This is a genomic window from Saccharicrinis fermentans DSM 9555 = JCM 21142, from assembly GCF_000517085.1.
Taxonomy (GTDB): Bacteria; Bacteroidota; Bacteroidia; order Bacteroidales; family Marinilabiliaceae; genus Saccharicrinis; species Saccharicrinis fermentans.
Genome location: NZ_KI912107.1, coordinates 4709072 through 4725725, shown reverse-complemented (window position 1 = coordinate 4725725; position 16654 = coordinate 4709072). Strand labels below are relative to the sequence as shown.

At 38.2% G+C, this 16654-nt stretch carries 8 protein-coding genes and 2 tRNA genes; 5 read left to right on the top strand and 5 right to left on the bottom strand.

The genetic code is table 11. The features are described from left to right. Positions 1 to 186: 186 nt before the first annotated feature. From CYTFE_RS0119320 to CYTFE_RS0119310, 3 genes are all read left to right on the top strand, one after another. On the top strand, positions 187 to 1077 hold the full coding sequence (locus CYTFE_RS0119320; RefSeq protein WP_027473157.1) for an SdiA-regulated domain-containing protein: 891 nt from the start codon (positions 187 to 189) through the stop codon (positions 1075 to 1077). A gap of 217 nt (positions 1078 to 1294) precedes the next feature. Beyond that, on the top strand, positions 1295 to 4996 hold the full coding sequence (locus CYTFE_RS0119315) for a metallophosphoesterase (RefSeq protein ID WP_162150098.1): 3702 nt from the start codon (positions 1295 to 1297) through the stop codon (positions 4994 to 4996). 154 nt (positions 4997 to 5150) lie between these two features. Beyond that, complete coding sequence (locus CYTFE_RS0119310) at positions 5151 to 6422, top strand: NAD(P)/FAD-dependent oxidoreductase (protein ID WP_027473155.1); 1272 nt, start codon at positions 5151 to 5153, stop codon at positions 6420 to 6422. A 122-nt stretch (positions 6423 to 6544) separates the two neighbouring features. Here CYTFE_RS0119310 and CYTFE_RS0119305 read toward each other — a convergent pair whose 3' ends face one another. After that, entirely contained in the window at positions 6545 to 7525 is a 981-nt protein-coding gene (locus CYTFE_RS0119305; RefSeq protein ID WP_027473154.1) for an adenosine kinase, read from the bottom strand. A gap of 187 nt (positions 7526 to 7712) precedes the next feature. On the opposite strand from CYTFE_RS0119305, the gene CYTFE_RS0119300 reads away from it, so the two are divergent. Together CYTFE_RS0119300 and CYTFE_RS0119295 are read left to right on the top strand one after the other, a co-directional pair. Further along, a tRNA-Asn gene (locus CYTFE_RS0119300) sits at positions 7713 to 7786 on the top strand. Between the two features lie 45 nt (positions 7787 to 7831). After that, a tRNA-Asn gene (locus CYTFE_RS0119295) sits at positions 7832 to 7908 on the top strand. A 657-nt stretch (positions 7909 to 8565) separates the two neighbouring features. Here the strand turns inward: CYTFE_RS0119295 and CYTFE_RS27335 are convergent. The 4 genes from CYTFE_RS27335 to typA form a co-directional block, all read right to left on the bottom strand. Next, the gene (locus CYTFE_RS27335) at positions 8566 to 10077 is read right to left on the bottom strand and encodes a sulfatase family protein (protein ID WP_081736045.1); all 1512 of its coding nucleotides are present in this window, start codon (positions 10075 to 10077) and stop codon (positions 8566 to 8568) included. 102 nt (positions 10078 to 10179) lie between these two features. Next, entirely contained in the window at positions 10180 to 12885 is a 2706-nt protein-coding gene (locus tag CYTFE_RS0119280) for a two-component regulator propeller domain-containing protein (protein WP_044213752.1), read from the bottom strand. A 672-nt stretch (positions 12886 to 13557) separates the two neighbouring features. After that, entirely contained in the window at positions 13558 to 14703 is a 1146-nt protein-coding gene (locus tag CYTFE_RS0119270) for an MFS transporter (protein ID WP_081736043.1), read from the bottom strand. 106 nt (positions 14704 to 14809) lie between these two features. Next, complete coding sequence (typA, locus tag CYTFE_RS0119265) at positions 14810 to 16609, bottom strand: translational GTPase TypA (RefSeq protein WP_027473150.1); 1800 nt, start codon at positions 16607 to 16609, stop codon at positions 14810 to 14812. Positions 16610 to 16654 lie beyond the last annotated feature (45 nt).

The window sequence follows — 16654 nt, the reverse complement described above, 5'->3', positions numbered from 1 at the left end:
ATCAACAATGCAAAATTTTCGCAGGGTAGATATAACTCATATTGGTAAGCAATCACATAAAGTAGCTTTAACACTTTAAGCACTATATTTCGTTCTTAATCTCGGATTTTATACATTACGTCCTTATTGGATTCATTCGTTTAAAAAGTTTATTCTTAATTTGCATTCATTGTAAAAGTATTATTTATGCAGCAAAAAATACTAAGCATTATATTATTGCAGTTATGTCTTTCTTCATGCAGTTTTCATTCGGTAGGAGAAAAGCACAAGGCTAAAACTTACCCATCACTATCCGTAAACAAGGATGGTTATCATTTCAAATGGCCCGATATAACCCTTACGTTACCACTTACCTTATCCGAGATATCCGGACTATCATACAACCCATCCAACAACACTCTTTTAGCTGTGAACGACGAACAAGGCCTTTTATATGAGATAGAACCCTCATCGGGGAAAGTATTGGGCAAGGAAAAATTTGGACCAAGTGGTGATTACGAAGGGATTGAAAAAGTGGACAACAATAACTTTATAATAAATAGTAGCGGAATATTATATCGTTTTTCTAATGAAGAAACGGAAAGTATTCATACACCCTTATCATCAAAAAATGACGTTGAAGGTTTAAGCTACGATGTAATGAACAAAGAACTACTAATAGCCTGCAAAGCGAAATCATTAAACAATGATCCCAAAGGAACCAAAGGTATATATGCCTATTCTATAGAAGATAAGGTATTTAAAAAAGAACCCTATCTTCTTCTTCGTATAAAAGGGATAAAAAAATTTATCAAAAAAAATGGAGGTGGCGACAAGGCTTTGAAAAGAGCAGATGATTTTTCTCCTTCAGGCATAGCCATCCACCCTTTTACAAGAAATCTATATTTGTTATCTGCCAGAGAAAGTATGATGTTGATATTTTCACAGGAACATAAACTCATTGAGTGTGTTTTATTGGATAAAGACAAAATACCCCAACCTGAAGGTATTTGCTTTGACTCCAAAGGAAACTTATTTATAAGTACCGAAGGACAAGGTAGAAATGGAAAAATATTTATCTATAAACCCACACCTTAAAAATCAAGGCATAAGGCAACATTAAAATGATGCCAATCGCCAATTTCATATACCCTTTATAATAATTCACTAGAGTATATGAAATGAGTCAGGGGAACGAATTCACACACAGAGGAATGGAATACTTAGTATTCATAAACACCTTTGAATATAAAACTTGGTGAATAATTAATTTTCTTGTGAGATCCATATGACCATTGAAAGAAAGTATAAATCTATGAAGAATGTACTATCCCTCTTACTAATACTATGTCTTATTTCATGCGGCACCCTTCGCTCACCTTATTATGGCCATGGGAGTACAGACTGGGAATTACAAACAATGCCCCAAAACAAACAACCGGTGCATACCCTGTTTTTAGTAGGCGATGCCGGCAAACTTGACGACCATACCACTGGTAAGAATTTTGTATTGGATGCCGTAGGTAAAGATTTGTTGTCCACGTCAAATCCCACCACCTTAGTTTTCCTTGGAGACAACATATATCCATGGGGAATGCCTCCAAAAGATAAAAATGACAGGGCATCCATGGAGAAAAAAATAAACGCATCTCTTGAACTTGCCAAATATTGCAATGGCAACACGTTCTTTATCCCGGGTAATCACGATTGGAAAAGAGGTCAAAAAAAAGGACTAAAAGCCGTAAAACGACAGGAAAAATACATAGAAAAGTATTTTGAAGATGATTTTGAGCATAAAGTGAAAATGTACCCCGGAGACGGCTGCGGAGATCCCAAAGAAATAAAGATACATAAAGATTTGGTGTTTGTATTTATTGACAGTCAGTGGTGGCTCCAAAACTGGGAAGAAGAAAAAAGTATCAATAAAGGGTGTGACATAAAAACACGTGCCGATTTACTTCAACGTATGGAGGAAATATTTCTAGATCACAAAAACGACGAAATCGTGGTCCTGATGCACCACCCTATTAAAAGCAATGGGGAACATGGCGGACATTTCTCTTGGAAACATCATTTATTTCCACTACACGAAATGAAAAATTTATGGATACCCCTTCCTGTTATTGGCTCAGTAATTCCTTTCTATCGAAAAACAACGGGCAACATTCAAGATATAGCCAATAAAAAATACCAGGAATTGGCAAATGGCATTAACAACAAAGCGCTAGAGTTGGGCATCGACGTTATATTTGCTTCGGGCCATGAACATTCTCTACAATATTTTGAAGACCATGATCTACGCTATATCGTAAGCGGATCAGGCAGTAAATTAAACTACACCGCTGCAGGAGGTGATGCTGAATTTGCCAGAGAAGCCAGGGGATATGCAAAGATTAACTTCTACGATAATAATGAGTCATGGGTAGAATTCTATACTGTTTCAAACTTTGGTGAAGAAGCTAAATTAGAATTCAGAAAACAACTACGACAACCAAAACCGGGAACAGTAGACATTCCCCAATCCTACCCTTCCATCATTCAAAAAGATACAATTGTTGCAGCCAATCCCGCTTTTAAAGCAAATAAAAGAAAGCAGTTTTGGCTTGGAAAGCAATATCGTAATATGTGGACAACACCTGTTAATGTGCCGGTTTTTAACCTGGAAAAAGAACTAGGCGGACTAAAGCCCATTAAAAAAGGTGGAGGTATGTCGTCCAATTCATTAAGAATGGAAGCAGATGATGGCAAACAATATATTCTTCGGTCTATAAAAAAAGACTACACCAAGTTGGTAGACGAAAAGTACCGATCGTTGAAGGCCATGAATATCATGAAGGATTTAAACAGCGCCAGTCACCCCTACGGTGCATTGATGCTACCTACACTATCCAAAGCAGCCGGAATATACTATACCAAACCACGGTTGGTATACCTAAAACATCAAAAGCAATTGGGAAATTACAACGCCCTCTTCTCTGAGGAATTATACCTGCTCGAACAACGTCCCAATGATGATTGGAGCGATACAGATCATTTTGGCTACAGTAAAAAAATAATTGGATATACAGATTTACTGGAAATTCTTCGCGAAAAGAAAAGTCATTTTATAGATCAGCCATGGGTATTAAAATCACGTATGTTCGACCTATGGATTCACGATTGGGACCGACATGATGACCAATGGCGATGGGCCTCCTTTGAAGAGGACGACCGTACATTATACCGACCCATTCCTCGCGACCGAGACCAGGCCTTTTATAAGTTTGAAGGGCTCATCCCATGGTATGTGTCTACCTTTCTTGTTAAAAAATTCAAGACCATGAAAGGAGATGTCAAAGATGTAAAAAACCAGTCATTCAACGCCCGCTATTTCGATCGTTACTTCCTCAACCAACTACAATGGAGCGACTGGGAAGCCATCATCAAAGAACTGCAAAATAATATGACAGACGAGGTCATTGCTTCGTCCATAAAATCCTTGCCTACTGAGGTTCAGACAATGAATCAAGAGCTGGTACCCCTTTTAAAAGAACGTCGTACCAACCTACTACAAATGGGACGCAAACTCTATGAATTCATATCCAAAGAGGTTGAGATAGTTGGCACCGATGATGACGACCATTTTTACATCCATAAAAATAAAGACGGATCGGTAAAAATAAGCCACATCATTCCTAGAAAAAATAAACCCGACTTACAAAAATATAACCGCACCTTTTATCCCGACGAAACAAAAGAGATTCGTATATACGGCTTAAGGGGTGATGATACATTTAAAATAACAGGCGACAACCATAAAAAAATAAAAATAAGAATCATTGGAGGTGAAGACAAAGATGTAGCTACAAACGAATCACAAGCCAATAGAATATTTGCCTACGACAACAACAAAGGTATACAACTAGAGGGAGAAGGGTTCGTGAACCGAACTTCCAATGATCTGGAGGTAAATGAATACGACAGGAATGCTTTTAAATACAATACAGGTCTTCCTTTGCTTACCGCAGGATATACCAAGGATGATGGCATATGGTTGGGAGGAAGTTATACTTGGACCAGACAAGCGTGGCGTAAAGAACCCTTTAAATCAAAACATAAGGCCTACTTTTCCGTTGCTCCGGGCAGTCAAGATGCCTTTACCATTGGGTATGCCGGTCATTTTTCAAATATACTGGGACAACTCGACTTTGTTCCGGCCTTCAACATCGATCATCCCTTAATAGAAAACTTCTTTGGCTACGGCAACGAATCCATCAACCATCACTATCGCAAACAATATAACTGGGTGAGAAAACGCTCTACCCGTATTGCACCTTTATTTGGTTGGCATAGCGCCAACGAACACCGGAGTTTTGTATTTGGTCCTTTTTACCAAACCATAAGTCTAGAGAACTCCATTGGTCGTGTGGCCCGTGATCCGCAAATTGGGTTTAGTGCCGACGAACTAAAAAGAAAGCATTTTGGGGGAGGAACAGCCAAATATGCAATCCAGGTATTGGATAGAGAAAATAACCCATCTAATGGCTTTAAAATTAATGTAGGTCTAACCTACTTTAATGAACTATCTGGCAACAAAGAATTATGGGAATTTGATTCAGACGCCACCTTCTACCTCACCCTATCTAACAGACCCAAGATAGTATTGGTAAATAGTGCAGGCTATCAAGCGGTAAATGGCGAACCACAATTTTACCAATATCCCAGCTTGGGCAATACAAGCCACCTCCGAGGATACAGAAACGATCGTTTTAGAGGTGAATCACTCTTCTATAATAACTCCGATCTGCGTTTTAAAATTGTCAAATGGAGTAATGACTATTTGCCGATGGACATTGGTGTACTGGGGGGATATGACTTAGGACGTGTGTGGTTGAATGGAGAACACTCCAACAAATGGCACCAGAGCCAAACTCTAGGCATGTACCTAGACATCCTCGAAATGGTAATTCTTCAACCCTACTACTCCTTAACGCCAGAAGGTGATTACCTCAGTGTAGCCATGAAGTTCAATTTCTAAAAAAAATAAGGACCACTCAATACAAAAATAAGATGTAGAAAAAACTAATTCCCCATCCTTAACCTAAATTAACGAAAAATTTCTCTAATGGAGAGAACAATTTCTTCAATGGGTAGTTTTGATGTTATTATTATAACGCAGACAACGCACTCGTATGAAAAACGGATTTAACTTACCCAACAACGGAAAAAAAAGAGTGATCATCATCGGCGCAGGATTTGCGGGACTTAAATTAGCCCGCAAAATGGCTGGATCGCAGTATCAAGTGGTAATGATTGACAAAAGAAATTTTCATCAATTTCAACCACTATTTTATCAGGTAGCCACTTCCGGTTTGGAGCCCAGTAATATCTCATTCCCAATCCGGAAGGCATTTCAGAAATTCACCAACCTACACTTTAGAAATACCGAATTACTAGAAGTAAAACCTCAAGAGAAGATAATAATCACCAAAGCAGGCGAACTAAGCTACGATAAACTGGTATTGGCAACCGGGGTCGACACAAACTACTTTGGCAATAAAAACATCGAGCAATATGGAATTTCAATGAAGTCAACAGCACAGGCTATCAACCTACGAAACCGCATTCTCGAAAGCTTTGAAACAGCCATTTTAACTGAAAATAGTAAAGAACAGGCCAAACAACTCTCGGTAGTGATTGTAGGAGGTGGCCCCACGGGGGTAGAGCTTTCTGGAGCCATTGCAGAATTAAAAAGTTACGTATTGCCCAAAGACTATCCGGAACTTGATTTTAACCGAATGAAAATACGGTTATATGAGGCCGCTCCCCGCCTGCTAAACGGCATGAGTGAGAAAGCTGGCAATAGTGCGTTTAAGTTCCTTACCCGCCTGGGCGTAGAAGTACACCTCAAGACCAAAATATTAGACTACAATGGTGACGATATGACCTTGGAGGACGGCACTAGCTATAAAGTTCAAAATTTAGTATGGACAGCCGGCGTTGGAGTTAGACGCATACCTGGTATTGCAGATGAATATTACGTGAGAGGAAACCGCTTATCGGTGGATAGAACCAATCAGGTAAAAGGACTAAACGACATTTATGCCCTGGGCGATATGGCTTCAATGGTAACCGAAAAATATGCCAATGGTCATCCACAAGTTGCCCAGGTTGCCATACAACAAGCCCACCTGCTATCTAAAAATCTGATACGTGGCACTGCCAAAGAATTTGAATACCGCGACAAAGGATCAATGGCTACCATAGGTCGTAATATGGCAGTGGTAGACTTGCCTTCCTTTACTTTCTCGGGTGTAATAGCCTGGTTCATGTGGCTTATTGTCCACTTGATGGCCATTGTTGGAGTTAAAAACCGATTGTTTATTTTTATCAATTGGGCTCAGAGCTATTTTTCACGCGACCAGTCTCTACGCGTGTTAATCAGACCCTTCAAAAAGAAATAAAGCATCAATAAAACACACAAAGCAATGGGATGGAGAGTATTATGTCTGATTCCATCCCATGCTTACAATATTCTATTCAATAGCACAAACACAGCCTGGTGCATCCTCTATTATCTACCAAATCAGTTTTTTAATTTCTTTAATTCTGAATGAATTTTTTTCCATCGCTCGTCATCCATTTTTGGCCCCACCACTTCAATTACATTTCCCGAAAGCAAAGCACCGATCTCTCCACATTTATCAAGCGGCATAAGATTTACGAGGCCATATAAAAATCCGGCAGCATATAAGTCCCCAGCACCTGTAGTATCGATACTTTTAGCGGGTATAACACCTACTTCAAAAGTAGTTTCAGCTTGTTTAATCAGCGACCCATTTTTTCCCAATTTCAAAACTGCAATATTGCAATCCTTTGCCATCTCATCCAGTGCCTCTTGATGTGTCTTGTTAGTAAAAGCCTTTGCTTCCTCTTCGTTAGCAAAATGAATATCTACATACTTAGCCACCATATCCTTCAAAAAAGTCAGGTTATCTTCCACCACATTAAAACTTGCCAGGTCTAATGAAACAATCAAATTTGCTTCTTTGGCACATTTAAGAGCTTTTTCAATTAAGGGTTGGTTATATACCAGATAACCTTCAATATGAAAATGGGAGTAGCCTTTAAACAACGCATCACACACATCTTCGGCACACAACTCAACTGCAGCCCCCAGGTAAGTAGCAAAGGTTCGTTCCGAATCGGGACTAATAAGAGCAACTGCTTTTCCTGATGAACTATCACTCTCCAATAGTTGGGGCTCTATGTTATTTTCACTCATATCCTTCTTGAAAAAAGCACCCAGTTCGTCCCTTCCTACCTTTCCAAAAAAACCAGTTGACACAGCTAAACAAGATAAGCCATGAATGGTATTAGCCGCAGACCCTCCTGATGCCTGCTCCTTGGTATAATTAGCAATTTCATCTAACACCTTAGACGAGGTATCAGCATCCACTAATTGCATGCTACCTTTGGGTAAATTGAGTTTCTCCAGTAAATCATCGTGTTCTATCCTTGCTAAAATATCAACCAATGCATTTCCCATTCCAAGAACCTTACTCATAATCAGACTTTTAATAAATTAATGTAATTTTTTTCTATTTTTTTTCACAAAGATATTGCATACTTTCAATAATCCTATTACTTTTGCTCCGCATTTGACAAAACAGCTATCGAAAAGTCGATCGCTTACAAATGCAAAAGTGCTCTCAAAAGAGCAAAATAATTGTATTGAAATATATTAAATACACTCCTCCTTAGCTCAGTTGGTTAGAGCATCTGACTGTTAATCAGAGGGTCTCAGGTTCAAGTCCTGAAGGGGGAGCTATCATAAACATATATATTTCACTTTGTTTTATACAAGGTTCATTCCTCCTTAGCTCAGTTGGTTAGAGCATCTGACTGTTAATCAGAGGGTCTCAGGTTCAAGTCCTGAAGGGGGAGCCACTAAAAGCCATTCGATTTATTCGAGTGGCTTTTTTTTATCTAAAATGGATTATCTCAACGTAAAAAAAATAATGGGTCAGTGTCAAAAGTTGGGTATAAATGCTGCTTATAGTTGTCATGCAAATATTTTTGTTAATCTGAACAAGGAGAACTTTACATCAACAACACCTCTGAATTGTCTTCTGAAATCCATTACTATTGTATTGAAAGATTCTGCTGCAGCATTGGTACTTCCATTATCTAATTGAGAGCAATGTTTCTAACTTATATGATGATTTTCTTTGCTTTTGAAACTTCCGTTAATGTTCTTTTTACTCGGCAAGGCATATATTAAAAGGCCCTCATGATAACTTCGTTATTGAAGTTGCCACAAAGATCACTACCTCCCCTGCTTCAACCAATCCAAATGATGTATTAGAACTTCGTAATAGATTTTCTAATGCAGCTTCTGGGTTATGGTCTCTCGCCGACGCCGGCCACGGGGCTATTGTTCTGGCCTGCCCTGCGGTCGTTATATTGATAGTTAGTTTTTAAATGGGGATTACTCATTGATTGAAAATTATTGAATATGCTTATGGATAAATTGTCACCCTCTATGTTTTACTTGAAGATGCTCCATTACTTGCAATCCACTCTTTACCTAGCTATTTAAGTTTATTATTTTTTCTTGTTTGCATGCTTTAAGGGATCAGGCCATTTTTGATTCAGTTTGTCAAAAGAAGCTTTACCATACTCTTCACCTTCAAAACTGGATTTACATGATTCTATAAACTTCATTAATCCTTTTTTCAACAGGTTTGACTCATCAGAAAACTCCTCTTTTTTAATATTCTTTTCTTCATAAGGATCACTAACGATATCATACAATTCAAACTGCCCGTCTTTTACATAAAGCTTATATCGGTTATCCGATAAACTCATCTGATTTTTGATACAAAATCCAATCGGTTTAGAACGTTCTTTCATTTTACCTTCCAACAACGGCAATAGGCTTATTCCATCCAACTTATTCGGAGCACTCTTCTCTTTAATATTCAATACATCCATTATTGTCGGCAAATAATCTGAGGTCACACAAGGGATATCGGTTTGAAATCCTTTTTTCACCTTCTCAGGCCAAACCATAATTCCGGGAACTCGTATTCCTCCTTCATGCAAAGAACGCTTGCGATCACGAAAACCGCCCGCCGTACCGGGATTTCCCGACTCTGGTCCATTATCACTGCAAAACCATATCATGGTATTTGAATCCGCTCCGACTTTTTCAAGATAAGCCCTTAGTCGCCCAACCTGCTCGTCCATTGCCGTAATACAGCCCGCATAATTACGCATCAGCACGCCATTATTCTTGTACATTTCCTGGTATTTTGGACCAGCTACACAAGGCATATGGGGCGTATGAAACCATATCACAGCTAAGAATGGCTGTTCTTTAGAATTTGCCTTGCCGATAAATGGTATTACCCTGTCCATAATCACACGACTGTCATCTCCTTCCAGATTGTCCACTACTTTATTTCCATTAATATCCCAATAATGTGTGCCGTAATCTTTAAACTCTTCGCCTTCTTTAAGGTAATCCCAACCTTTCTTATTGTATCGCTGTAAAGGTTTTTTCATAGGATCGTAAGTTGGCACCTTTGATTCTGATACAAAAGCTACATCGTAACCATGTTTAATCGGAGGATTATATTCTTTAATACTACCGGGTTTACCACGATTGGCATCCCTCTCCTTAGTTGTAAGTGTTCCCAGGTGCCATTTTCCAAAGTGCCCGGTAGTATAGCCTTCTTTTTTCAATAACTCAGGTATCGTTACTTCTTCGGGACGTAATATTCCGATATTGGCATAGAAAACTCCGGTACGATAAGGGTTACGCCCAGTTAACACACTGGCTCTGGTTGGCGAACACACAGCAGACGCCGAATAAAACCTGTTAAATCGGACCCCTTCTTTCGCCATCTCATCCAGATAAGGTGTTTTAATAATTTTATTCCCGTTATAACCGGTATCTCCCCAACCTAAATCATCAGCCATAATCAATATAATGTTAGGTTTTTTCGAAGATTGTTTTTTAGCTGAATTACAATGTGGGTTAATTGCAAAAAACAATACTGTGCCAATCATTATTTTGGCAATACTTTTTAACTTAATACGTGTCTTGTCCATTTTGAATACGTTTTTTTTGTCAATCCAAAAATATATTCTTGTATTGCAAAGCACTATTTTTCAGGGCTTAAAAAAGTGTCTATAAATTGAGACAGAAAAAAACTACTGTTTTTTTAGATTTTTTGCAAACTGAGCTGGGGTAGTTCCTTTTTCTTGTTTAAAAAAACGATAGAAAGAAGATTTGGATGAAAAACCACATTTTTCGGAAAGACCCAACAGTGTCATGATTTGGTTTTCTTCTTTTTCCAGACAAACAACAAACTCTTCAACTCTAAATCTATTGACATATTCGTAAAAACGCGTTTGTAAAAAATCATTTAAAACCTGCGACAATTTTACGGAGTTGATTCCAACCATTTCTGCAAGTTCGTTAACTGTTAGTTCCGGATTTAGATAAGGTTTCTGTTCTTTCATTATTCTATTCAGTCTTTCAACTATTTCCGAAGATTTATCAGAGGATAATTTAGAATATATATACTTCTCCTGGGGTTCATTAAGCTGTTTAAATCTATTCAGATAGTAGATAAGCAAGATGATTAAGATTACAATTAAAAATCCGAACAAAACCCTGTAGACTACAGATTTTATCTTGATAGTTATATAAACGGAGGATTCCAGTCCGGCATGAGGAGAAACAGGCCGTATCACTAAACTATAGTCCCCTACACCAAGTTCCTGAAACAAAAGCTCCCTATTTCTGGTATATGTCCAATCTTCATCCCTGCCTTCAAGTTTCCATGCGAAGAGCTGTTTTGGGGGCGATAACAAACTTGAAGAACTATAAAGAACCTGTAATTGTCCAATACCCCCGAAAGTACTAATTTCAGCAAACACATTTTCTTTATCATGAATTACCTCAATATCCTTACCATCCACTGAGATATTATGAATTAACACATTAAACACGTCCGACTCCTTAAACTCCTTATCTATGCTCAAGTAATTAACACCATTGGCACTTCCAAAGTAAGCCGTATTTGAGATGCTATCCAGATAATACCCATTCCTGTTATATTTTTCACTGACCAACCCTTCCTTAAATGAATAAGGTATAAAGCTGCCTATCCCTATTCCTTTGGGGTCATATTTCATCACTCCTTTCCAAGAACTAAACCACATTTCACCATTTTTACCGGGCAGTATCCCGGACACATAATTGCTTGTGAGTCCATCCTCTTCAAAAAAACCCTTGAACTTAACTTTATGTGGGGCGTTTTTAAAAACACTATCGTTTTTCAAGTAATAAACTCCTATTTCAGACCCAAACCACATATTACCATCAACATCCGCTCCAATAGCCTGAAATATGTTTGATCGGAAAACAGGATATTGCGCTTTCTTGTACGGAATAGGTTTAAGTTCTCCAGAGTTCTCAATGAGATATAAACCTTTCGAGGTTCCAACCCAAATTCTATTGTAATGATCCACAAACAGGCTAATAATAGATCCCGAACCTTTTAGTTCAATCTCCCTCATTACCTTGTAGTGGTCTACATCTATTTTTTCAATTTTAAATACTTTATCTTTCGTCCCCAGCCAATAATCTCCTTCGGGATGTTGAATAATTGAATTTACATTATTTTGCAAATTACTCTTAGTATTTGTAAACTTTACAGGAAGCATACGGCCCATACTGTAAATACAAACATTATCTGTGGTTGAGATCCATGTACTCCCCTGATAATCACAATAGATTTGAGTTATATGATTGCTGGCCAGTCTGGAATTATCTTTATGAAACCATTTGAATTTTTTTTCACCCGTATTGTACTTTGATAATCCCGAAGTATAGCTCCCCATCCATATATTACCTTGTTTATCACCATGGATCGGGAATATATAACTATCATGCAAAGTATTGTTTTCCTCAGGATCGTATCGAAAGCTGTTAAACCACTGAACAGATGGATCCAATTTATTTAATCCTCCATATGTGCAAATCCAAAGAATTCCCTCCCGGTCACAAGTAATATCATGAATCAGGTTATTCGTTAACGAAAAGGGATTTCGAGGCTGACTGTAATAATCTTCGATATATTCCGGCAACTCTGCTTTATCCAAAACCAACCTGTTAAGCCCGTTGTTTGTACCTGCCCAAACACTTCCTTCAAAATATTCTAATGCATGTACATTTCGGTTTGACAACCAAAGTTTCGGAGTGACCAAAGCCTTACTGCCATTAAAACCATCCTTTTGGTTGAGTATGTTTTTGACAACCTCAACCCCACTATTGGTTGCAATGTATAAATTACCGGACGGAGTAAAACAAATATCATTAATACCCGATTTAAATTGCAAACCGGTATGCTCGTAGTTTTTTAAAATATTTCCTTTTTTAGTGCTCAACCATATATTTCCATTACGATCCTTTAGCGATGATGTAAACAAATACTTTTCGGCCTGTTTATTTACCTCTTGGGTGTAGATATTAATTAAGTAATTTTCTGATTTAACACACGATACCCAAATAGTACTATCCCTATAATGTTCAATTAGTCGAACATCTTTTAACCCCTTTTCCCCAATCGGAAACGGAATAAAGGTATCCTTTGATGGCTCATATCGGCTAAGACCTCCTTTTCCTCCTACCCAAATATTGTCTTTCTTATCCTGAAAAATGGAATAAAAACGAGTTCCTTTAATGTAATGATATGAAATTGTATTCGATGGTTTATAGTTCGTTATATATTTTCCATCGTAACGTGCCACTCCGTTTATTCCAAGAATCCACAGATAACCGTTCTTATCGCGAAAAGATTTAAAAACCCGATCGCTAAAAAGACCATCTTGCGAAGTTAGGCTGCTCATATTATACTCTTCACCGCAAATTGGTGGCATTAAAAAACAAAGTAAACATAAGTATAGAATTAATCTTGTTTTCATCGGGTAACTAGCTTCAATATTATTAGAGAAGTCTTTAAACCTGCCAATTGTAATTGCTATTCATTGCATTTTTTCTCACCTTAAACATCTAATTTACTATTATCCATATCATCACCAAAAAAAATACACAATAAAACAGACTAAGCGAAAATTATTGAATACCCGTTCCTATAACATGTGTAGGGTAAATAATTTTAGTAAATGGGATTCCCGCCTTCATGAAGAAATGGTTATGAACGTTGAAATAACAATAAAAGAAGGCTTTGCTGAGACGAGGCATAGTACCCAGCTATAGTGAGTTGAGAAAAAGAAACGAAGTGAGTTCTTTTGAAGCCATTTTAAGGCGCAACAGATTTTCTAATGCATTTTCCGGCTTATAACTTCTCACCAGCGCTGGCCAAGGAGTTATTTTTTTCGGCCACCCCTGCACACCATTTGTTGGTAATTGGGTATTGAAATAAAAAATATCGCTTGTTGAGAAATGTTGAAATACTTTTTTTTACAGACCCAACTTTTGTGCCTGACCTCAGAAATGGTGACAAGTAAGCGCAAAAGGAACCAATTGTTCAAATCCGATGTAATTACGAATAGATCACGCTAAGCCCTTTCAAATCTAAAGCGATTTAAGTAGATAATAGAAACTATCACACAAGCCAGTCCCCCATATACAGAAAACTGCATTACCTCCACCATTCCGGCCGAATCAAGCACAAAACCAATGAGCAGATTTCCCAATGTTTGTCCAATACCTATATAAGATCCCCAAATGAGAGACTGTGCAGTAGCATGTTGTCCTTGGGGCATTAACTTTTCAATGATACTAACCGCGGCCACTAAAAAAAAAGCAAATGAAACACCTTGCAACAAACCAACAGCTAATGCCACACCAACATGAGGGTAATAGCCCAGAACCGCATATCTGATAACAATAGAACCCATGGCCATCAACAATATAGGCCGTACCCCTATTTTTTTTAAGAGTTTATTACCCAATAAAAACAGCGGTATTTCGCTTAGAGCCATGATGGCGTAAGCCAATCCAATAATAGTATTTGAAGCATGTAACTCTGAAAAATAAAGATTCAAATAATAAAACATAGGAGAACAAACCATGCCATAAAAAATCAGGATACCCATAAAATAAAACAAGGGTTTATTACTAATCACATCCCGTAACCCCACCAACTTAAAGTTCGCCTTATAGGTACGCACTTTTTTTCGCGTTGACAAAAGAGGAACAATAAGCATATAAGTAATAGCTGCTATATAAAAAGTAAGCTTTAATGAAAGCGAAGTAAACAAATACCCACCTACAGTTGCAGCCACCGCCCACCCAAGCGAGCCCCATAATCTAAAACTTCCATAGGAATATTTTTTTTCAACAGTTGCATACTGCATAGCCATGGCATCTGTTAGAGCGCCCAGCGGGTGATAAAAAAAAGCAAATACAGGTAAAAACACCACCAAGCACCAAAAGTCAGCTACAAACGACAGTATCAACATCAGCACTCCAGTGACCAGCAAACCAATTCGTAAGGTCGGACGGATACCTTTTCTATCAGCATACCTGCCCCATATCACAACTGCTATAAAAATGAGTGCCTGTATAATTGAATTTAAAGTACCGATCTCTGCACCAGTTAAACCTATTTCGGCCAGGTAAATATTGTAAAAAACTTTCCACAAAGCATTGGCCATATATAGCATAATATATATGCCAATAATCTTAAAAGCATTCATCATAACTATTCATCTAAATAAAACCACAAAAAAACCGCACCTGAAACAGATGCGGTTCGTTGCTAACTCGAAAAACAGCAAATCAATAAATAAATTCTGGTATTATTATTTATTGCTTTGCTAAACGTTTACGTTCGTGTTCCTCAAGAAATATCTTACGGATACGAATTGCCTGAGGCGTTACCTCCACATACTCATCTCCTTGAATATACTCTAAAGCTTCCTCCAGTGAAAATATAATAGGGGGAGCTAATCTCACCTTATCATCGGTACTCTGGGTACGCATATTGGTTAATTTCTTTGTTTTAGTGATATTAATCGTCAAATCACCATCGCGGTTATTTTCTCCGATCACCTGTCCCTTATATATCTTCTCCTGAGGAGACACAAAGAATTTTCCCCTATCCTGCAACTTGTCTAACGCATATGGAATAGCCGCTCCATCTTCCATCGAGATCAAAGATCCATTTAGACGTTTATTAATTTCGCCTTTGTAAGGCTGAAATTCAACAAAACGGTGTGCCATAATGGCCTCTCCGGCAGTGGCCGTTAACATGGCATTACGCAAACCAATAATACCTCGTGACGGAATATGAAATTCGATGACCACTCGATCGCCTTTACGCTCCATACTAAGCATATCACCTTTGCGTTGACTAACCATCTCAATGGCTTTACCCGAATATTCATCTGGCAAATCAATTGTCAATTCCTCCACCGGTTCATGCTTTATTGCACCAATCTCTTTAATAATAACACGAGGTTGACCTACCTGAAGCTCATAACCTTCGCGACGCATAGTTTCAATCAATACCGACAAGTGAAGCACCCCACGTCCATAAACATTCCATGCATCAGCCGAATTGGTATCTTCCACTCTCAAGGCCAAATTTTTCTCCAGTTCCGCATCCAATCTGTCTTTTATATGTCTGGAGGTTACAAATTTACCATCCTGACCAAAGAAAGGAGAATTATTAATGGTAAACAACATACTCATGGTTGGCTCATCAATTGAAATAGGATCCAAAGGCTCCGGATTTTCTATATCAGCAACCGTATCGCCGATATCAAAACTATCCAGTCCGATCAAAGCACACAACTCTCCACACCTTACCTCATCAACTTTGGCACGACCCAGACCGTCAAAGACATTAATTTCCTTAATTTTAGTTTTAGTGACAGAACCATCTCTACTCACCAATGAAACCTGCTGATTTGTCTTCAGCTCCCCACGATGCACCCGACCAATAGCAATACGTCCAGTATAAGGAGAGTGATCCAGAGATGTTATCAACATCTGAGGCGTCCCTTTGTTATATTCTGGCGCAGGAATATTTTCGATAACAGCATCAAAAATGGCAGAAATATTATCCGTTTGCTTTTTCCAATCGGTACTCATCCATCCATTTTTGGCTGAACCATATATGGTCACAAAATTCAATTGATCCTCTGAAGCGTCCAGGTTAAACATCAGGTCAAACACAGCTTCATTCACTTCTTCGGGACGACAATTGGTTTTGTCCACCTTATTAATCACCACAATAGGTTTCAAACCCAATGCGATGGCTTTCTGCAATACAAAACGTGTTTGAGGCATAGGCCCTTCAAAAGCATCTACCAATAGCAAAACTCCGTCTGCCATGTTTAGTACACGCTCTACCTCTCCTCCAAAATCGGAGTGACCAGGGGTATCGATAATGTTAATCTTTGTATCCTTATACATTACCGAAACATTTTTCGAAAGAATGGTAATACCCCGTTCTCTCTCCAAATCATTATTGTCCATGATTAACTCACCAACTTCCTGATGATCTTTAAATAGCTTTCCAGCCATTATCATCTTGTCTACCAGGGTAGTTTTACCATGGTCAACGTGTGCTATAATCGCAATATTTCTTATATCCTGCATAAAATAGTAAAAAATGAGGGTGCAAAGGTAGCGTTTATTTTGGTT